Raw genomic sequence first — 19,390 nt, forward strand, 5'->3', positions numbered from 1 at the left:
GCCATCTACCACGATCAGAATTCGGCGTCCAGGGCGACCGACCGGACGGCGGGCAGGTGCGGATCCAGCTCGCCCAGCTCGAATCTGGCCGTCCCGATCACGTGCCAGAACTGCCCGGCCACCTCGCCCTGGAACTTGTAGCGCCCGTCGGGCGCCAGCGCCGCCCAGCCCTCAGGCAGGCCGAGGAGCGTGGCCTGCCGTACGCCGTCGCGCCAGAGGATGACCACCCCGTCGTCGCCGGCGCTGGCCAGCAGCCCGTCGGGGGAGAAGGCGACGGTCAGCACCCGGCGTGTGTGGCCGGTCAGCGTGTGCAGCAGCCGTCCGGTGGCGACCTCCCACACCCGCACGGCCAGGTCGTCGCCGCCGGTGGCCAGCAGGTCGCCCCCGGCGGAGAAGTCGGCGCTCCACAGCCGGCCCGCGTGCCCGCTGAGCGTGTGCAGCAGCCGGGGATTCCACGGTTTGCCCGGGCGCAGCTCCCAGATCATCGCCCTGCCGTCGTTGGAGGCGCTGGCCAGCAGGCGGCCCGTGGGGTCGAAGGAGACGGAGTAGACGCGGTCGGTGTGCCCTTCCAGGGTCGCCACCCTGCCGCCCGACTCGACGTGCCAGACGCGGACCAGCCGGTCGTCGCAGCCGGTGGCGACGAAGACCCCGTCGGGGCTGAAGCCGATCGAGCGCACCCTGCCCTTGTGGTCGGCCAGGTCGCTGACCAGGCGGGCGGTCGGCCGGTACCAGATGCGGACGCTGTCGTCGTCGTTGGCGGTGGCGATGTGCCAGCCGTCGGGGCTGAACGCCTCTGCCCACACGTGGTCGGTCTCGACGTTCAGCTCGCGCTCGTGGTCGCCGGTGACCGCGTTCCAGAAGTGGACGCCGCCGTCGTTGCTGGCGGTGGCGAGGACGGGCCCGGCGGGGGAGAAGACGGCGGAGATCAGGCGGTCGGCGGCGCCGGTGAACTCCCGCAGGCGGCGGCACGTGCGCGGCTCCCAGATCCGTACCACGCCGTCGTTGCCGCTGGTGGCCAGCATCGAGCCGTCGGCGCTGAAGGAGACGGAGGAGATGCGGCGGCCGTGGCCGCGCAGGATGCGGGTGCACTGGCCGGTCACGGGATCCCACAGGCGGGTGGTGCCGTCGTTGCTGCTGGTGGCCAGTTGCGCCCCGTCGGGGCGGAAGGAGAAGGGCCACACCGAGCTGCGGTGCCCCGACAGCTCGGTCCTGCGCGGCCCGCCGATCTCCTGCACGCGGACGGTGCCGTCGGAGTCTCCGGTGGCCAGCAGCTCGCCGGTGGGGGAGAAGGTCACCTGGTAGACGGCGGCCCGGTGGGTGGTGTGCAGGCCGCGTGAGTGGCCGGAGCGCGGCTCCCACAGCAGGACGGCGCCCTCGGTGTCGCCGGTGGCCAGCAGGTCGGCGTCAGGTGAGAAGGCGACGCAGTAGACCCGCCCCTGGTGCCCGGACAGCGTGTGCAGGAGCTCGCCGTCCCGCCACACCCGCACCGTGCCGTCCTCGTGGCCGGTGGCCAGCAGGTCGGCGCCGGCGGCGGCGCGGTAGACCGCGCCCTGCCCGGAGAACAGCGTGCGCACGTGCCGGCCTGAGCGGGGGTCCCACACCCGGACGGTGCCCGCGGAGTCGCCGGTGACCAGCCCGGAAGGGGTGAACGCGGCGGTGAAGATGGGCGCGGTGTGGCCGCTCAGCCGGTGCAGGAGCGCGCCGGTCGAGGTGGACCAGATCCGCACGACGCCGTCCCCGCCGCCGGCGACGATCAGGTCGCCCGCGGGGCTGAAGCGCACCGGCCACACCCCGTCCGCGTGGCCGCGCAGCGTGTGCAGCGGCCGACCGGTGAGCGGGTCCCACAGCACCACCGTTCCGTCGCTGGCGCCGGTGGCGAGCAGGTCGTCGCTGAAGGCCACCGCGTAGACGCGCCCGCTGTGGCCCTGCAGCGTGCGGACCGGCAGCCCGCCGGTGGACAGCAGCACGCCGCCGTCCTCGTTGCCGACCGCCAGCAGCGCGCCCGAGGGGCTGTAGGCGATCGGCTCGGGCAGGCGGCTGGTCTGGAAGTGGTACCCGTACGGCACGCCGATCGCCGCGGGCGCCAGCTCCACCTCGACCGGGTCGCCCGGCACGACGGCCGCCCCGCGCAGCGGCGGCAGCGTCCCCTTGGTGTTGATGAGCGCGGCGCGGTGCCAGCGGCTGCCCTCGACGGAGACGTCGCTCAGGTCGGTGCCGAACAGCCGGGCTCCTGACAGGTCGGCCCCCCGCAGGTCCGCGCCGGACAGGACGGCGCCGTCGAGCCGGGCCCCCTGCAGGACCGCGTCGCGCAGGGTCGCCCTGGACAGGTCGGTGCCGGCCAGCGTCGCCCCGTCCAGCCGCGCGCCGGTGAGGTCGACCTCGCGCAGGTCGCGCCCGGACAGGTCCTCGCCCTGCAGGTTCGCGCCGCGCAGGTCGGCCTTGGCGGGGGTGCGCAGCCGCGCCAGGATCTTGACCGCGTTGGCCCTGACCACGTCGTCGGTACCGGGGTCGGACAGCACCGTGGCCACCCAGTTCTGGGTGGCCCTGATGTCGGCCAGGTCGCACAGGAACTCCACCATCAGCGCCGACAGCGGGCGCCTGGCCAGCAGTGACGAGTCGGGCAGTGAGGCGGCGACCTGCCGGGCGATCAGCCACTCCATCACCGAGGCGTGGATGAAGCCGAACATCCCCTCGTCGGTGCGCACCATCAGGCTGCCCGTGCCGACCGCGTGGGCCGCCTGCACGCCGGTCAGCTGCCCGTCGGCCAGGTCGGTGAGCGTCTCGGCGATCTCGGTCAGCTCCGCCAGGCCGAGGAAGGACTCGCCGGTGTCCCACAGCCGCAGCGCCAGTGCCGTGACCGCCCGCCACAGCTCCCCGGCGGTCAGCGGCGCGGGGGCGCCCGGCACGCTGGTGCGCCGCTCCTCGAAGGCGAGCCAGGAGGTGAGGATCTCCTCGTACAGCAGGGCCGGACTGATCGTGTGGCGCGCGGTGGCGACCGTGCGCAGCCGCTCGGCGTCGAGATCGGCGATGAAGCTCAGCATCCTGGGGTTGCGCCCGAGGTCGAGCAGGTCCTTGATGCCTTCGAGCAGCGACAGGCGGGCCTGCGCCTCGTCGCTGTCGGTGAAGCGGTTGGAGAGGTAGGCGCGGATCTGCCCGTGCGTGAAGTCCTCGACGCTGATGACGCGCCGCTGCGGCAGGACCCCGACCATCTCGCCCAGCGTGGTCAGCACCTGCCCGTGGGACTTGAAGTGCTGGGTACGGCTGGCCACGACGATCTTCGCCTTGTCCTCGGCCGCGGCCAGCAGCGTCGTCAGGTGGTCGGCCGCCCGGTCGTAGGTGACGCGGGTGACCAGCTCGTCGAACCCGTCGAACAGCAGCACGATCCGGCCCTGCCGGAGCAGGTAGTGGAAGGCCTTGAGGTCGATGAGCTCCTCGCCGTGGTTGGCCAGGTGCGCGGCCACCAGCCCGTCGACGGAGTGCGCCTTGTCCAGGGCGCGCAGCTCGATGAGGATCGGCGTCAGGTGCGGCAGCTCGGTGGGGATGCGCCTGGCCAGCTCCCGCAGGGCGAACGTCTTGCCGTGGCCGAAGTCGCCGAGCAGCAGCAGGAACCTGCCGTGGTCGGCCGACAGCAGCCGCATCAGCTCGTCGGTGAGCCCGTCCTTGGTCTCGGGCGTGGGGCGGTCGAGCTCGCGGTAGCGCTGGGGCACGTACAGCTCGGGCGGGTAGCGGCGGTCGGCGCGCAACCTCATGGACTGCTCGGCGACGTACTCCGACAGGTCGAGCAGGCCCTGGAACTCGGTGAAGCTGCGCACCCGCACGCCCCTGCGCATCAGGTCCTCGCGCAGCACCCTGGGGGGCGGCGGGCCCTGGTAGACGAGTTCGAGGGCGAGGGTGGTGGCGTGCGCCTGCCGGACGAGGGCCTCGGTGTGCTCGGCGGACAGCTCGCCCACGTGGGCGGCGATCATCGACTGGCGGACGAAGCCGTCCTCCGGGTAGGTCATCACCAGATGGGTGTCGAACCTGCGGATCTTGACGCGCTCGTGCCTGGCCTCGCACACCTCGGCGATGCGGTCGAGCAGCAGCTGCGCGGGGCTCGGCTGGCGCTCGACGACCTCCGGGGTCTTGGCGGGGCCCGGCGCGGCCTCGCCGGTGAACGTCGACCTGGCCGCCTTCCACCGGTACGGCGTGCGCTCCGGCTCCCCGTCGGGCCGCCAGAGCCGGATGCCGGTGGGGGTCAGCTCGACGACCTGGTGGCGCCTGGGCGCGCCGACCGTGCCCTCGGCGGTGGGGCCGGGCCCGTGGAAGAGCAGGTTCAGCCGGTGCCCGATCAGCCGCTCCATCGTGGTGATGTCGCGCAACCCGCTGGGCGCGTGGCCGATCGCGCCCAGGCGCATCCAGGAGCGCTCCTCGTACTCGCGCAGCCGTTCGGCGAACCAGGCCGCCTGCGCCTCGCCGACCAGGCCGTAGGCGTCCTTCTCCAGGTGGCTCATCGCCATCGTGGAGTTGAGCCCCGCCACGGCCAGCCGCAGCTCGGGCAGCTCGAACAGGGTCCACGGCTGCCCGCCGTCGAACACCGCCCCGTCGTGGTGCAGCTCGGCGAACATGCCCGCGTAGTGGCGCCACTTCGGCCAGTACGGCGGGTGCGGCCGTACGTCGTCGGCCTCGCAGGTGGCGAAGTAGGCCTTGGCGGCGGCCTTGGTGACGTCGCGCGGGCCCGGCACCACGACCAGCCGGCGCGGTTCGAGACCGAGCAGCACGCGCAGGCTGGTCAGGAACTGGGTGGCGTGACCGAACTGGGTGAGCGTGCCCGACTCGGTCAGGTCGCCGGTGACCAGCATCAGGTCCGGCTTGGGCATGCCCTTGTCCTGCATCCTGGTCAGGTCCGCCCAGATGCGGGCCTGCAGGTCCTCCGGCGTGAACGGCTCGCCGGGTTCGGGCAGCGCCCGCCCGAACCTGGTGCCGCCCAGATGTAACACGCTGAGCGTGTCGCGGGTGCGCTGCTGCGCCGGGCCGAGCGGGAACGACGGGGCGGTCCGCGGGGTGCGCCTGGCCCGGTCGAGGCGCTCCCTGGAGGGCGCCTCGTGCGGGGGCTCCGGCTCCGGCTCGCGCTCAGGCTCGGCCGCGCCGTGCGGGAAGGCGGGCGGCAGGTGGGGCTTGGCCCGCCCGGCGACCGCCTCGGCGATGCGGTTGAGCAGCAGGCCGCGCGCCGTGGCCTGGTCGGTGACGCCCACCAGGTCGACCCAGGTGATGGTGGACAGCAGGCCCCCGAGCGGGACGTCCTCGAGGCGGACGGTGATCAGCTTGGCGGAGGGGTTGTCGGGCACGGCGCGCAGCGCGGCCTGCCACTCCATGCGGCCGTAGCGGGAGCCGAGGTAGTTGCGCGACAGCACGGCCACGACGACCTGCGCCTCGCTGACGCCTCTGTCCATGAAGTCGATGAAGTTCGTGCCGGGCACGAAGTCCCACGCCTGGATCATCGTCCGGTAGCCGGCCGCCTCGAGCTCCCAGGCGATCCACGTGGCCCAGGCCGTGTCGGCGGGGGAGTAGCTGACGAAGATGTCGGTGGGCCTGCCGTCACGCGCCATTGCGCCAGTATCCCCGCTACGGACGCGGTTGTGGAGGGTTACGGCACGCGACACGATCAGTTCGTCGACTCGGGTCCATGTGCGAAGATCGACCCGTGCTGAGCCGACTGGGCGTCCTGGACTGGATCAGGATCGGGCTGCTCGCCCTCGGGCTGGCGTTCGTGGCGACGGGGCTGCTCCCCCTCGAGAGGGCCGTCGAGGAGCTCGACGGCATCTGGCCGCTGATGATCTTCCTGGTCGGGGTCATCGTGCTGGCGGAGCTGACCAAGGAGGCCCGTGTCTTCGACGTCATCGCGGGCAGGATGGCGGTGCTGGCGCGGGGCAGCAACGTCGCCCTCTTCCTGCTGTGCGTGCTCTTCGCCTCGCTGGTGACGATCTTCCTCAATCTCGACACCACGGCGGTCCTGCTGACGCCCGTCATGCTGGCCCTGGCGCCACGCGCGGGCATCGCCGCGCTGCCGCTGGCGATGACGACGATCTGGCTGGCCAACACCGCCAGCCTGCTGCTGCCGGTCTCCAACCTCACCAACCTGCTGGGCATGGCCAGGATCAACCTGTCCACCAGGGAGTTCGCCGGGCACATGTGGGCGGCCCAGCTGGCGGCCATCGCGGTGACGATGGTGTTCCTGTGGGTGTTCTACTGGCGGGGCAACCGGCGCTACACCCCTCCCGTCCTGGAGCCGGTCGCCGACCGGGTGCTGTTCTGGGCCGCGTCCGTGGCGTGCGTGCTTTTCGTCGGCGCGCTGCTGCTGGAGGTGCCGGTGTCGGCGGCGGCACCGGTCGCGGCGGCCATCGTGGTGGTCGCCTTCTCGGTCAGGGACCGGGCCAAGCTCACCTGGGGCCTGGTCCCGTGGCAGCTGCTGATCTTCGTCACCGGTCTGTTCCTCGTCGTGCCGACACTGAGCGCGCACGGGCTCGGCACGGCCATGTCGTGGCTGCTGGGCGAGGCCCAGGACCCCTATCGCACCGCGTTCGTCGGCGCCGGCCTGGCCAACCTGATCAACAACCTGCCCGCGTACAAGGCGTTGGAGAGCGTCGTGGCCGACCCGCTCGCCCTGCTCATGGGCGTCAACGTGGGCCCCGTCGTCACCCCGTGGGCGTCGCTGGCCACGTTGCTGTGGTTCGAGTCGTGCGCCAGGCACGGGGTCAAGGTGCCCATGGGCCGCTTCCTGCTCACCGGCGCCGGGCTGGCGGTCGCCGGGATCCTGGCCGGCGTCGCCGCGCTGACGGCCTCCTCAGGCTGACCCGATCAGCTCCAGCAGCGCGGGGATCGCCCGCGGGTGCCCGGCGACGAAACTGCGGTCCTCGGGCGGCCCCTCCAGACTCCAGGGGAACGGGCCGCCGTCCAGCGCCCTGATCTCGATGCCGGCCTCGTGGGCCAGCAACGCACCCGCGGGCAGGTCCACGGCCTCGGCGCAGTAGCCGACGAACCCGTCGATGTCGCCCCTGGCCAGCATCGCCCACGACAGCAGCGGCGCCCACAGCTGCAGCACCCGCCGGGCCCCCAGGTCCAGGCGCATCTTCAGCGGGTGCGCCGCGGCGCGCGAGACCCCGTGACCCTGCGTCCACGCCACCACGGGCCCGTGCCGCCAGGGCCGGTACGGCGGCGCCAGCCGTACCCCGGCAGGGCCGTAGGCTCCGCTCCCGCGGAGGGCCGACCAGGTGCGGTCGGCGACCGGCTCGTGCACCACGCCCACGACGGGCCGCCCGCGGTGGCACAGCGCCAGCCCGACGACGTAGGCGGGCAGGCCGATGGCCACGTTGTTGGTGCCGTCGAGCGGGTCGATGAGCCACGTCCACTCCCCGCCCGCCGCCCCCACCAGCCCCGACTCCTCGGCGATCACCGAGTGGGCGGGGAAGGCCGTCAGGATCCGTTCGAGCAGGAGCTTCTCCGAGGCCAGGTCGAGGTCGGTGACCACGTCGCCGTTGTCGCCCTTCGGCCGCACGGCGGGCGCGGGCCCGCCCTCGCGAAGGATCCTCCCGGCGGCTTCGGCGGCCTGCACCGCCACGTGCCGAGCGTGCTCGAGATCCACGGGATCCTCCCTAGATGAGGTGCTCGGCGATCAGCCTCGCCGCGCGGGCGGTCTCGGCGGCGTCGAGATGCTCGCGGATGGTGTGGTGGGCCGACGTGCCGAGCGGGCCGAGCGACAGGTCGTGGCTGCCCGGCCGGCCCCTGCCCAGGGCGATGGTGGCCGCCTCGCCGTCCTCGGGGATGACGCTGGCGTGGAAGCGGTCGGCCGGCAGCATGTAGGTCTCGCCCTCGCCGAACACCTCCACCAGGCTGGTGCGGTGCCGCACGGTCCGCTCGGTCGGCTCGATGCGGTCGCCGCCGGGGTCGCTGACCACCTTGAACACCCGGTGCGTGGCGTCGTCGGCGGCGTCCTCGACGATCACGTGGACGTTGCGCACCTGGCCGTACAGGACGTGGCTGACCAGGTCCCAGCTGTGGCAGTGGATCTGTGAGGTGGTGGCGTCGGCGTGCGGGAACGCCTTGGACCACAGGTGCAGGCACACGCCGTCGCCGCCGTCGCGCTCGAGCGGCAGGCAGACGAAACCCAGCGGATGCCGTACGGCGCGCAGGTCGCCCAGGCCGGCCAGCGCCTCCAGCGCCCACCGCCGGGCGCCGCCGCGCAGGATCTCCTCGTACACCGCCTGGTGGCTCATGACCCGTAGGGGTCCTTGGCCTGCAGGGCCTTCCTGGTGACGTCCACGACGTCGTGCTCGGTGTAGGCCTTGGGCAACGGTAGCTCGATCCGCCTGAACAGCTCCTCGACCTCCTCGACCGTGGGCTCGTCGCTGAGCGGCACCGCCTTGTAGCGCTCGACGGGGACCCGCCGGGCCTGCTCGAGACTGAGCCGCAGCTCCGAGTCGCAGTTCTCGTAGTAGAAGGTGCCGGCCAGGGCGCTCATCGCCCTGTTCGGGTCTTCGACGGTCATGACCAGCCGCGTGGCCGACAGGTCCCAGCGGAAGGTGGTCATCGTGCGGGACAGGCCGACGCCGATGTCGAGCAGCCCGTAGCGCTGGCGGTGCCAGAAGACGGCCAGGATCGTCGCGTAGGACTCCTTCCTGGCCCGGTCGGTCGACCATCGCTCGCCCGTGCCGTCGGGCAGGTCGGACAGCGAGCGCCGGTAGTGCGCGTAGGCCTCGCAGACGTTCTCGTCGGTGGGGTCGATGATCTCGATCGTGATCGTGAGATGCCGCCGCACCCGGCGCGCGGCCGCCACGCACTGCGGCAGCGTGACGGCCCGCAGGTAGGTGCCCGTGCCGCCCTTGAAGCTCCAGCGTGTGGTGTCCCTGCGGGCGGCGGCCAGCGCCTCGGCGATCTCCTGCCGGCTGCCGAGCACCCTGACCAGCTGCAACTCGTCGAGTGCCCGCCGGGTGCCGGCGACCAGCGACTCCAGGTGCTCCAGGCGCTGCAGCCGCTCGGGCAGCTGGGCGAGGGCGCCCGAGGTGATGGTGCGCTCGACGGGGGCCTGGCGTACCCGGTCCCTGAGCAGCGCGGTGGCGACGAGGGCCAGGATGACCAGCGTCGCGGAGCTGATGAGCTGGGTCTTGACGGTGTCGAGGATGACCGGGTCCGGCATGATGCCGAGCACGCCGACCACGACCGCGAGCGTCAGCGCGATGGCGCCGTCGGCGTTCTGCGCCGCCCAGGGCGCGGCCCGCTTGATCCCCGTGACGAGCCGCCTCATGGTGTGCCCCGCACCTCCTCATGACTCCCCACGCCATGGTAACGAGCGCGTCACGCGATCACCAGCGCACGGTAATACCAGGGGAGGAGGCGGACCCGACTTCCGGCCGATGTCACGACATATCGCCCACCCCTACGGTCGACGGACGGGGCTCACGGGGGTGGGATTTGTTCTTCGGCCGGTACGGCACGCGCGCGCTCAGCCTGTTCGTCGGCGGCGCGCTCATCGTGCTCGCGGCGTTGCCGGTGGCGGTCCGCCCGGACCGGTGCCTGTCCGGCCGGCCGCCGGAGGGGGAGCGCTACGTCCAGGTGGTGGCGCACCCCGACGACGACCTGCTGTTCATGAGCCCGGACCTGTTCGCCGCCGTGGTGGCGGGCTGGCCCACCATGACGGTGTTCCTCACCGCGGGGGAGGGGACGGCGGGCCTGGACGACGATCATGATCCGCACGAGTACGCCCGGCGACGGCAGGACGGCATCCGCGCCGCCTACGCGTGGCTGGCCGGGGTGCCCGACCGGTGGCACGGCCGTACGGAGCTGGCGGGCGGGGTGCCCGTCAGGACCGAGTGGCTGGTCGGCAGCCCGAGGGTGCGGCTGGTCTTCGCCGGGTTACCCGACGGCGGCGACCCGCGCGCCGACGGCGGGCCGGACGCGCTGTCGCGGCTGCTGTCCGGTGTGACGCGCTGCGTGCGGGCCTTCAGCCTGCCGGGCAGGTGCCTGTCGAAGGCGGACGTGGTCGGCATGCTGGCCGCGCTGCTGACCGGGTTCGGGCCGACCGAGCTGCGCACGCTCGACCCCGACCCGTCGGGAACGCCTGCCGATCACCACGACCACACCGCTTCGGCCAGGTTCGCCAGGGCCGCGGCGGCGGGAATGCGCGTGCGCGTGCGGTCCTACCGCGGGTATCCGATCACGTCGGCGCCGCCGAACCTGCGGGCGGGAGCCGCGTGGCTGAAACGGGTGGTCTTCCAGATCTACCGGCGCCACGACTACCGGACCCGCGGCGCGCCGCGCTACGGCGACTGGGTCGGCCGGATGTACACCGTCGCGCCGCCCGAGCGGTAGGCGGGGGCGGGAGTGAGGGGCCGGGCAGCCCCTCACTCCGTGCCGTACCCCACGGGCTAGAACCAGCCGCGGCGCCGGGCCATCTGCTCCAGGCCCGCCTGGAGCGCCTGCTCGGCCGCGCCGGGGTGGTCGCCGTAGCGGACGGTGAAACGGTTGTAGGTGTCGTGGCTGGAGGTCAGGAAGCCGCCGCGCTTGTCGGCCTCCAGGATCACGTCCATCTGGGTCGGACCCGCGATGAACGTCAGCTCCAGCTCGTTGAAGTGGCCGCGCCACTGGCCGCCGGCGTAGTACTCGATCTCCTGGAAGAACGGCATCGTCGAGCCGTACAGCGTGCCGCGCTCCAGATCGGCCTTCTTGAAGCGGAAGCCCATCCGGTCGAGCGCGGCCAACACGTGCTCCTGGGCCGGCAGCGGCGTGACGTACAGCGGGTCGAGGTCGCCCTTGTCCATCGCGCCGGCCAGGGACAGCTCGGTCTGCACGCCCAGGCGCATCCCGTGCAGCGGGTGGTTGCCGATCGCGCTGATCGGCGTCTCCCACGGCACCGGGATCTGGAACGGCTGCTGGTGGGCGGCCCCCCCGGCCAGGTGGAACGGCCCGGCCACCTGCTGGCGCAGGAAGCTGTAGGTGGTCTTGAACTCGTGGTCGCCGCTCTCGACCTCGACGACGGCGGTCAGGTCGATGGTGATCCCGTCGACCTTGTAGTCCGAGCTGCCGCTCTTGAAGTTGACCACGCCGCGCAGGGCCTCACCCGGCCGGACAGTGGTGTTGTGCAGAACCGTGTCGACCTCGACGCCTGCCCCGAAGGCGGCCTTCAGCTTGCGGAACACCATGAGCGTTCTCCTTGAGGTTTTTACTGGCCAACGGGCGGGTTGGCCGGGCCGTTCCCCGCGATCCTGGGCAGCAGCTGGGCCAGGAGCAGGGTGGACAGCGCCGAATCGCCCTGCCCGCTCGCCGTACGGACGACGAGCGGCTGCGGGGCGTTCTCGGCCAGCTTGGCCCCCACGTCGAGCCGGCGGCGAGCCAGCTCGTACTGCAGGACCGCGCGGTTGTCACGGTAGGAGTCGGCGAGCCTGCGCAGTGCCTTGGCCTCGTTCTCGGCGGCGGTGAGCTCGGCCCTGCCGCGCGCCTCGATCTCCCATCGCACCCGCTGGGCCTCGGTCTCCTGCTCCTCCAGCATACGGGCGACGTCCTTGCGGGCGGTGTTGTGCGCGGCCTTGACCTCGACGACGCGGGCGTCGCGGGTCTTCTTCGACCGCTCGATCTCCATCAGCAAGGTGTCGATGCGGCGCTTGCGGGTCAGCTCCCACTCCCGCTCGTAGGCCGACAGCTCCTTGGCGACCTTTTCCCTGGTGGCCAGGTGCTGCTGGTACTGGTCGGGCAGCTGCACGTCCGGGATGTTGGCGCCGGTGACGCGCACGCCGTAGCGGCCGAGCTGCCTGTTGAGCGCCTCCTGCATGTCGCCCACGTCGGAGCCGCGCAGGTCGTAGGCGCGCTCGGTGTTGACCCTGCGGCTGCGCTGCCTGATGGCGTCCTGGACGGCGCTCGACAGCACCAGGTCGAAGTTGCCCGCGCCGATCGTGCGGACGAAGGCCACCGGGTCGACGATGCGGAACTTCAGGAAGAACTCGATCGACTTCAGCGGCACGTTCTCGGCCGTCGGGCAGGCGGAGATGGGCGCCGAGTAGGGGATCTCGGTGGAGGTGTCGACGACGGCGTCCACCTTGTCCCAGGGCAGCCACAGGTAGTGGCGACCGGGGGGAAGCACCCCGGTGATCGCGCCCCACCTGCTGCGCACGCCCGTGGTGCCCTCCTCGATCTCGATGATGGCGCCCCGCCACACCGAGATCAGGGCGATCAGCAGGACGGCGATGGCGGCCAGGACCGCCAGCAGCTCGCCGGTGAAGACGGCCATCAGCGCGAAGTACAGGGCGAGGAACACCAGGGTCATCCACGCGAAGCCGCGCCTGTCCTTGGGGATGACCACGGGGACGAGCTGGCCCTGCTCACCGCCGCGCAGCAGCTGGCGGATCTCGGACCAGGCGGCCAGCGACTCCTTGATCTTCGAGAACTCGCGGCTCATCGGGCGTCATCCTCCTCGTTGCCCTGGGGCTGCCGGGCGGGCCAGACAGGGGTGCCGAGCGGGCGCGGCTCGGGCGGCGGCGCGGGCCAGCCCCCGCCTGACGGGCCGGGGGCGGGCGCGCCGGGAACCGAGCCGGGTGCGGACACGTCGGGGAAGCCCGGCGTGGACGGGCCGGGGACGGCCGAGCCGGGGGCGGGCGGCGAGGGCACGGGCCGCTCGTAGGAGGGCAGCGCGCTGGGCGCCGAGGGAGGCGCCGGGTTGGGCAGGCGCATCGGGCGCTCGATCGTCGTCTCGGCGTCGACGTCCGCCCAGTCGGGGCCGCCGGCCGCCGCGCGGGGGGAGCCGGCCGCGCCGTCACCGGGGGCGGCGCCACCGAAGGCGCCGCTGCCGGCGGCGCCGGGGGCGGCAGTGGCCGCGGCGGGGCGCGCCGGCTCGGCGGGTGCCTGCGCGATGGCGGGGATCACGGCGTCGGGGACGGCCGCGGGCTCGGGATCGGCGGCGGTCGCCACCTCGTCGGCGGCGCGCTTGAGCAGTGCGGTGATCTCGTCCTCGCGCTGCTCGACCCGCTGCGCGATCTCGGCCAGCCTGGCCCTGATGGCCGCCATGTCCTCGGGCGAGAACAGCGCCGCCCCCTTGCCGCCGACCAGCTGCTGGGCCAGCGCGAGGAAGTCGATGTCGGTCTGCTCGCCCACCTGCACCACCTGCGGCAGGCGCGCGGCCACCGACTCCAGCTTGTCCAGCAGGTCCTGCTGGAAGCGGTAGTCGAGGATCTCGGGCGCCTCGGCCGCCGACAGCGCCCTGATGTCCAGCGCCTGGGCCTCCAGCAGCGCCGCGTTGGCGTTGGCCGTCGACTCGGCCTCGACGAGCCGCTGCCTGGCCTGCGCCTTGGCCTGGTGCGAGGCCCGCTCCAGCGCGGTGTCCATACGCGCCTGGTAGGAGGCGATCTCGGCCTGGATGGCGCTCAGCGTCTCCTGCAGGCCGGCCAGCTCCTTGACCAGGTCGCCCTCGTTCTGCTCCTTGCGCAACTGCAGCTCGTACTCGTAGGTGTAGGCCTCCTTGGCCACCCGCACCATCTCGGGGGCCGCCAGGTCCATCCGGTACTCCTGGCTGGACGGCTCGGCGTGGGTGATGTTCACGTCCGTCAGCCGTACGGCGGGCAGGAACTGCTGGTTGAGGCTGTCGAGCATGCCAAGCGTGCTCTCGCCCACCAGGTCGTAGATCTCCTCGGCGCGCTGCGCGTAGATGAGCGAGCGGGTGACCTCGCTGATGGCGTTCTGCAGCTTGGACTGGAAGCCGCTGACCGAGCCGAGCACGAAGATGAACTCCGCCGGGTTCTCGATCCTGAACTGCAGGAACAGGTCGACGCTCGCCTTGACGCCCTGCTGGGTCGGCGCCTCCCTGATGGGCGCGTTGAACGGGTACTCGCGAGTGGTGTTGACGATGTAGCTGACCCGCTTCCACGGGTTGAACAGCGTCACCCGGCCGGGATCGGCGATGTGCACCAGCTTGCCGAACTTGGTGATCAGCGCCTTGCAGCCCTCGGGCACCATGACCACGCTGCGCCGCCACCACAGGAACACCGCGGCCAGCACCAGCACCACCCAGTAGTGCACGCCGAACAGCACGTCGACACCGGGCACCACGTTGCCGAGGGCGCCGACGAGCCCCAGCACGACCAGGATGGCCAGCGGGATGAGCACCTTGGCGGTGCTGCCCTTGGGGATCACGACGGGGGAGATGACGTGCAGGGGCTCGCCGTTCGGGCCGCGTTCGGTGAAGCTGCGGCTGACGATCTCACCGGCCTCGCCCAGCGTCGCCGACCGCGCCTCGATGATCGTGCCGACGGACGCGCCGCCGTCACGGGCGGCCAGGAAGTCGCGGGGGTTGAGCTGGAAGCCCGGTGCCTGCCCTGCCAGCTGCCCGACCTGGTCCACGGCCTGTTCGACGGCCTGGCCCATCGCCTGCCGTACGTCTCTGCCCTGGGCCACGGCCTGAGCTATGCCCTGACCGGCTTGGATCAGGGCTTCTCGTGGTCGAGACATCGCACCTCTCTTGTCGAACCGGGGGGAATCCGTACCGTATCGGGCAAGCCTTGATGATCGCTTGCAAAAGAGTGTCAACAGCCCGTGACGGTCGAAGGCCCCGGCAGGTGCCCGAGGTGTCGTGCTGGGACGGTGCGGACCTCCCTAGGAGATACCCGAGGAGGCGCCCCGGTGTAAACGGCCTGTTACCTCTTCGTGGCTCATCGCGACGCGATCGTGAGGTCGACGACCGTCAGCTTGCCGTCGAGCTCGTAGGCGAACACACCCGGAGCGCGGCGGTCGAGCGTCGGGGAGGCCCATCCGCCCCTCTTCTCCGCCCTGATGCCCAGATCACCCGCCCTGCCGGTGGCCAGGTCGTACAGCAGCGTGTGCTGGAGCCGTAGGCCCTCGACCTTGGTGGCGAGCACGAACCGGTCCATCGCGGGCACGTCCCAGGCACGACCGCTCAGGAGGCGTTCGCGCGAGCCGTCGCGCGTCAGGGCCCGCTCGCCGGCGACGCACCAGGTGATCCCGCAGTTCACCGGCCGGTCCTGGCTGATCGCCGGAGCCGCGCGCCGCTCGCCGGTCAGCACGTTCACCAGCTCGCCGAAGGGCGGCTCCGGCTGCTTCTTCGTGCGCGGATACTGGAACGCCGCCGCCCACGGCCAGCCGAGCAGATGCAGCCCCTCGGTCCCGCCGATCCTCCTGGGAGCGCCGCCGCTCAGCGGCGCCTCGTACAGGCCGCCGTCCCCGCCCAGCGACCAGACCACCTTCCCTTCGGCGACGGCGAAGTGGCCGATCTCCCCTCGTCCCGGCGCGCTCTCGAAGGAGGTCACCCTGCGCTGCGCGCCGCCCTTCACCGGAGCCGCCCAGATGTCGGTCACCCGGCGGGCGCCGTCCTTGCGCAGCGTCCACCAGACCAGCCGGCCCTCCCCGGCGGCGGTGAAGGGCCAGGACACCACTGTGCCCTTCGGCGGCTGGACGGCGACCAGCCTGGTCAGCGCGCCGGACTTCACGTTGTAGGACCACAGCCCGTCGGGGCGGTCGGGGTTGCCGTCCTTCGTCGTGCGCACCAGCAGGGTGTCCCGGTCGAGGAACCTCTCCACCTGGTACGGCCTGCCGTCCGGCAGCGTGCGCGGAAGGGTGTGGACCGCTTGCGGCCACACCTTCCTCAGCGGTTGCGGGTCGCCGGAGGCCGTGGCCGGCGCGGCCGGTTCCGCCGGCCGCGCCGGCGTCAGCGAGGACGTCACGAAGAAGCCGGTCATCGTGACGGCGACCACGGCAGCCGCGGCGGCCGCGCCCGCCACCGCCGTGCCCCTGCGACGGCGGCGGCGGGCGGCGGCGTCCACCCGCTGGAGGAGGTCGTGGGGGGCGGCCGGCGCGCGGCCCGCCGAGCGGGACAGGGAGTCCTGCAGCAGGGTTTCCAGCTCGCTCATCGTGTCCTCTCCGTTTCTCGGGGGATGGGTCGCGCCGATCCGGGACGCTTGGCGCGGCGGCCGGGAGATCGGCGTGCGCCGGGGCGCAGGCCCGGCCCGCGGCTCGCGGGGGCAGGGCCGGTGACGGTCATGGGGGTAGGCATGGTGACGGTCATGGAGATGGCCATGGAGATGGTCATGGGGCGGCCGAGGGGGTGGTCAAGGGGAGCGCTCATGTGGTCGGCTCGGGCTCGGGGAGCAGGGTCAGGCTCGACCTCAGCTTGTCCAGCGCGCGGGAGGCCTGGCTGCGGACCGTGCCCTGGGAGACGCCCATGATCGCGGCGATCTCCTCGTCCGACCGGTCCTCGTAGTAGCGCAGCACGATCACCGTGCGCTGACGGCGGGGCAGCTTGGCCAGCTCCCGCCACAGATCGGAGTCGAAGTCGGCCCACGCCGACGGGACGTCGGCCGTCTCCCTCTCCGGCGGGTCCCACGCCAGATGCTCGCGCCGCCGCCGGCGCCAGACGTTGATGTGCAGCCGGGTCATCGACACCCGTACGTAGCTCTCGGGGTCGTGCTTGCGGCGCACCCGCGACCAGGAGCCGCGCAGCCGCACCAGCGCCTCCTGCACCAGGTCCGCCGCGTCGTGCGGGTTGCCGGTCAGCGCGTACGCGTAACGGGTCAGCGCGTCGGCCCGGCCGGCGACGAACGATTCGAACAGCGCATCGTCGGTCATGTGGTCCCTTCCATCCCGGTATAGACGGGGAGGGAGGCGCTGATGTTGCACGGCGGGCGGGAGAAAATCAGCCCGATGCGACCGCGTGTACCAGGAGTCCCGCCGGAGTGGCCGGGCAGGCGTCAGCGGGCGGGCTTGCCGTGAGAAATGTCAGTCCCACCACCTACAGTGAATGACATGCGGCCGGTAACAGATTTGCAGCGCAAGGTGGCGCCCTTCGAGGTCGTCACCGAGATGACCCCCTCCGGCGACCAGCCGACGGCGATCGCCGAGCTGGAGCGCAGGGTGAAGGCGGGGGAGAAGGACAACGTGCTGCTCGGCGCCACTGGCACGGGCAAGACCGCCACGGTCGCCTGGCTGATCGAGCGCCTGCAGCGGCCCGCGCTCGTCATGCAGCCCAACAAGACACTGGCCGCGCAGTTCGCCAACGAGCTGCGTGAGATGCTGCCCAACAACGCGGTCGAGTACTTCGTCTCCTACTACGACTACTACCAGCCTGAGGCCTACGTGCCGCAGAGCGACACCTACATCGAGAAGGACTCCTCGATCAACGACGAGGTCGAGCGGCTGCGCCACTCGGCGACAAACTCGTTGCTCACCAGGCGCGATACCATCGTGGTCGCCTCGGTCTCGTGCATCTACGGCCTGGGCACGCCCCAGGAGTACGTCGACCGCATGACCAGGCTGCGCGTCGGCATGGAGGTCGACCGCGACCAGCTGCTGCGCCGCCTGGTCGACATGCAGTACACCCGCAACGACCTGGCCTTCACGCGCGGCACGTTCCGGGTGCGCGGCGACACGATCGAGATCATCCCGAAGTACGAAGAGCTGGCCGTGCGCATCGAGATGTTCGGCGACGAGATCGAGAAGCTCTCCACGATGCACCCGCTGACCGGCGACGTCATCACCGAGGACGAGGAGCTCTACATCTTCCCCGCCTCCCACTACGTCGCGGGCGAGGAGCGCATGGCCAGGGCCGTCGAGGGCATCGAGGCCGAGCTGACCGGGCGGCTGGCCGAGCTGGAGCGGCAGGGCAAGCTGCTGGAGGCCCAGCGGCTGCGCATGCGCACCACCTACGACATCGAGATGATGCGTCAGGTCGGCACCTGCGCCGGCATCGAGAACTACTCGCGCCACATGGACGGCCGCGAGGCGGGCAGCGCGCCCAACACGCTGCTCGACTACTTCCCCGAAGACTTCCTGCTGGTCCTCGACGAGTCCCACCAGACGGTGCCGCAGATCGGCGCCATGTACGAAGGCGACGCCTCCCGCAAGCGCACCCTCGTCGACCACGGCTTCCGCCTGCCGTCGGCGCTCGACAACCGGCCGCTGAAGTGGGAGGAGTTCCTGGAGCGGATCGGCCAGACCGTCTACCTGTCGGCCACGCCGGGCACCTACGAGCTCGGCAGGGTCAAGGGCGAGGTGGTCGAGCAGGTCATCCGCCCGACCGGCCTCGTCGACCCCGAGGTCGTCGTCAAGCCGACCAAGGGCCAGATCGACGACCTGGTCCACGAGATCCGCGAGCGCGCCGACAGGGACGAGCGGGTCCTGGTCACCACGCTCACCAAGAAGATGGCCGAAGACCTGACCGACTACCTCCTCGAGCTCGGCATCCGGGTCCGCTACCTGCACAGCGAGGTCGACACGCTGCGCCGGATCGAGCTGCTGCGCGAGCTGCGCATGGGCGAGTTCGACGTGCTGGTCGGCATCAACCTGCTGCGGGAGGGCCTCGACCTGCCCGAGGTCTCGCTGGTGGCCATCCTCGACGCCGACAAGGAGGGCTTCCTGCGCTCGGAGACCTCCCTGATCCAGACGATCGGCCGCGCGGCCCGCAACGTGTCCGGCCAGGTCCACATGTACGCCGACAAGATCACCCCGTCGATGGAACGGGCGATCGAGGAGACCTCGCGGCGCCGCGCCAAGCAGATCGCCTACAACGAGGCCAACGGCATCGACCCGAAGCCGCTGCGCAAGAAGATCGCCGACATCCTCGACTCGCTGCAGCGCGAGGACGCCGACACCGAGCAGCTGATGGGCAGCGGCAGGCAGCAGTCGCGCGGCAAGGCGCCGGTGCCGGGCTTCGCCGCGCAGCGCGCGCTGCGTGCCTCCGGCGCGGCCCCGGCCGGCCAGCACGCCAAGGCGATCGCGGGCGAGATGCCGCGCGCCCAGATGGAGACGCTCATCGACTCGCTCACCGAGCAGATGCACCAGGCGGCGGCCGACCTGCAGTTCGAGGTGGCGGCCCGGCTGCGCGACGAGATCAAGGAGCTCAAGCGCGAACTCCGCGACATGCGCGAGGCCGGGGTGAAATAGCCCCGCCGGTATGTCCAGGGTCCCTCGCCGACCTGCGACGGGGCCCTTACCCCGGCGTCCGCGGGGTGTCGGTTGGCATCCGCGGGGCCGGTCGGCGTCCCCTGGGTGTCTGTAGCAGGGCGTTCCTGGGGTGTCGGCCGATATCCGTGGGGTGTGGTCGGGGCCGCTGGTGGGTGCCCGTACGGCAAGCGGGGTCACGGCCACCGTGGTCACCGGTGGCCGCCCGTCCATCACGCGTACTCCAGCGGGACTCCGGCTGGCGTCCCCGACGCCGGCTCTGCGGGCTGATCGTCAGGGTGAGCGCCTGTCGGGTTGGTGACGGACTCAGGGGTGTGGGCGACCTGGCCAGACCGGACCGCCTGTCCGCGGTTCGACGCCGCCCAAGAGGAGCATCCGGCCGGCCCGAAGGGGCGCATCACGCACCCCGAAGGGCCGTATCACGCATCCACCCGCAAGCGCCGCACGCATCCACCCGGAAGGGCCG

General features: G+C 72.0%; 12 protein-coding genes. 3 read left to right on the plus strand and 9 right to left on the minus strand.

Annotation, left to right across the window (positions count from 1 at the left end):
* Nucleotides 1–14 precede the first annotated feature (14 nt).
* Nucleotides 15–5,585: a TIR domain-containing protein gene (locus ACWEVS_RS21345; protein ID WP_452552919.1), complete on the minus strand. Its 5,571-nt coding sequence runs from the start codon at nucleotides 5,583–5,585 to the stop codon at nucleotides 15–17.
* 95 nt (nucleotides 5,586–5,680) lie between these two features.
* Between ACWEVS_RS21345 and ACWEVS_RS21350 the strand changes: the two genes are divergently transcribed.
* Nucleotides 5,681–6,829 carry an SLC13 family permease gene (locus ACWEVS_RS21350; protein ID WP_452552921.1) on the plus strand — a complete coding sequence of 383 codons (1,149 nt, stop codon included), beginning with the start codon at nucleotides 5,681–5,683 and terminating at the stop codon, nucleotides 6,827–6,829.
* Here the strand turns inward: ACWEVS_RS21350 and ACWEVS_RS21355 are convergent.
* Genes ACWEVS_RS21355 through ACWEVS_RS21365 form a run of 3 tightly spaced genes read right to left on the minus strand, consistent with a single transcriptional unit; the run spans nucleotide 6,821 to nucleotide 9,277 of the window.
* Nucleotides 6,821–7,618 carry an inositol monophosphatase family protein gene (locus ACWEVS_RS21355; protein WP_449920846.1) on the minus strand — a complete coding sequence of 266 codons (798 nt, stop codon included), beginning with the start codon at nucleotides 7,616–7,618 and terminating at the stop codon, nucleotides 6,821–6,823. The two genes, ACWEVS_RS21350 and ACWEVS_RS21355, sit on opposite strands and share 9 nt — an antisense overlap.
* 10 nt (nucleotides 7,619–7,628) lie before the next feature.
* Nucleotides 7,629–8,249: a hypothetical protein gene (locus ACWEVS_RS21360; protein ID WP_452415637.1), complete on the minus strand. Its 621-nt coding sequence runs from the start codon at nucleotides 8,247–8,249 to the stop codon at nucleotides 7,629–7,631.
* On the minus strand, nucleotides 8,246–9,277 hold the full coding sequence (locus ACWEVS_RS21365) for a hypothetical protein (RefSeq protein ID WP_449920842.1): 1,032 nt from the start codon (nucleotides 9,275–9,277) through the stop codon (nucleotides 8,246–8,248). The genes ACWEVS_RS21360 and ACWEVS_RS21365 overlap by 4 nt, the downstream gene beginning before the upstream one ends.
* Before the next feature lie 167 nt (nucleotides 9,278–9,444).
* On the opposite strand from ACWEVS_RS21365, the gene ACWEVS_RS21370 reads away from it, so the two are divergent.
* On the plus strand, nucleotides 9,445–10,341 hold the full coding sequence (locus tag ACWEVS_RS21370) for a PIG-L family deacetylase (RefSeq protein ID WP_449920839.1): 897 nt from the start codon (nucleotides 9,445–9,447) through the stop codon (nucleotides 10,339–10,341).
* A gap of 56 nt (nucleotides 10,342–10,397) precedes the next feature.
* On the opposite strand, the gene ACWEVS_RS21375 is transcribed toward ACWEVS_RS21370, so the two are convergent.
* The 5 genes from ACWEVS_RS21375 to ACWEVS_RS21395 all read right to left on the minus strand — a co-directional run bounded on the left by ACWEVS_RS21375 (nucleotide 10,398) and on the right by ACWEVS_RS21395 (nucleotide 16,593).
* On the minus strand, nucleotides 10,398–11,171 hold the full coding sequence (locus ACWEVS_RS21375; RefSeq protein WP_449920837.1) for a sporulation protein: 774 nt from the start codon (nucleotides 11,169–11,171) through the stop codon (nucleotides 10,398–10,400).
* A gap of 20 nt (nucleotides 11,172–11,191) precedes the next feature.
* Nucleotides 11,192–12,421 carry an SPFH domain-containing protein gene (locus ACWEVS_RS21380; protein WP_449920835.1) on the minus strand — a complete coding sequence of 410 codons (1,230 nt, stop codon included), beginning with the start codon at nucleotides 12,419–12,421 and terminating at the stop codon, nucleotides 11,192–11,194.
* The gene (locus ACWEVS_RS21385; protein WP_452552924.1) at nucleotides 12,418–14,463 is read right to left on the minus strand and encodes an SPFH domain-containing protein; all 2,046 of its coding nucleotides are present in this window, start codon (nucleotides 14,461–14,463) and stop codon (nucleotides 12,418–12,420) included. The genes ACWEVS_RS21380 and ACWEVS_RS21385 overlap by 4 nt, the downstream gene beginning before the upstream one ends.
* Before the next feature lie 200 nt (nucleotides 14,464–14,663).
* A complete protein-coding gene (locus ACWEVS_RS21390) occupies nucleotides 14,664–15,878 on the minus strand; it encodes a hypothetical protein (RefSeq protein ID WP_452552926.1) in 1,215 nt (404 codons plus the stop codon).
* Between the two features lie 211 nt (nucleotides 15,879–16,089).
* Nucleotides 16,090–16,593 (minus strand): SigE family RNA polymerase sigma factor, encoded by a 504-nt coding sequence (locus ACWEVS_RS21395; protein ID WP_449920827.1) that lies wholly within the window; start codon nucleotides 16,591–16,593, stop codon nucleotides 16,090–16,092.
* A 177-nt stretch (nucleotides 16,594–16,770) separates the two neighbouring features.
* Here ACWEVS_RS21395 and uvrB point away from each other — a divergent pair, with 177 nt between their 5' ends.
* Nucleotides 16,771–18,906 carry an excinuclease ABC subunit UvrB gene (gene uvrB, locus ACWEVS_RS21400; RefSeq protein WP_452552928.1) on the plus strand — a complete coding sequence of 712 codons (2,136 nt, stop codon included), beginning with the start codon at nucleotides 16,771–16,773 and terminating at the stop codon, nucleotides 18,904–18,906.
* Nucleotides 18,907–19,390 lie beyond the last annotated feature (484 nt).

It is taken from the genome of Nonomuraea sp. NPDC003754, assembly GCF_053605785.1.

Excerpts from the sequence above, each read along its gene's own strand:
- ACWEVS_RS21345 (WP_452552919.1), bottom strand. The coding sequence starts at position 5,585 with ATGGCGCGTGACGGCAGGCCCACCGACATCTTCGTCAGCTACTCCCCC.
- ACWEVS_RS21360 (WP_452415637.1), bottom strand. The coding sequence starts at position 8,249 with ATGAGCCACCAGGCGGTGTACGAGGAGATCCTGCGCGGCGGCGCCCGG.
- ACWEVS_RS21365 (WP_449920842.1), bottom strand. The coding sequence starts at position 9,277 with ATGAGGCGGCTCGTCACGGGGATCAAGCGGGCCGCGCCCTGGGCGGCG.
- ACWEVS_RS21375 (WP_449920837.1), bottom strand. The coding sequence starts at position 11,171 with ATGGTGTTCCGCAAGCTGAAGGCCGCCTTCGGGGCAGGCGTCGAGGTC.
- ACWEVS_RS21380 (WP_449920835.1), bottom strand. The coding sequence starts at position 12,421 with ATGAGCCGCGAGTTCTCGAAGATCAAGGAGTCGCTGGCCGCCTGGTCC.
- ACWEVS_RS21385 (WP_452552924.1), bottom strand. The coding sequence starts at position 14,463 with ATGTCTCGACCACGAGAAGCCCTGATCCAAGCCGGTCAGGGCATAGCT.
- ACWEVS_RS21390 (WP_452552926.1), bottom strand. The coding sequence starts at position 15,878 with ATGAGCGAGCTGGAAACCCTGCTGCAGGACTCCCTGTCCCGCTCGGCG.
- ACWEVS_RS21395 (WP_449920827.1), bottom strand. The coding sequence starts at position 16,593 with ATGACCGACGATGCGCTGTTCGAATCGTTCGTCGCCGGCCGGGCCGAC.
- uvrB (WP_452552928.1), top strand. The coding sequence starts at position 16,771 with ATGCGGCCGGTAACAGATTTGCAGCGCAAGGTGGCGCCCTTCGAGGTC.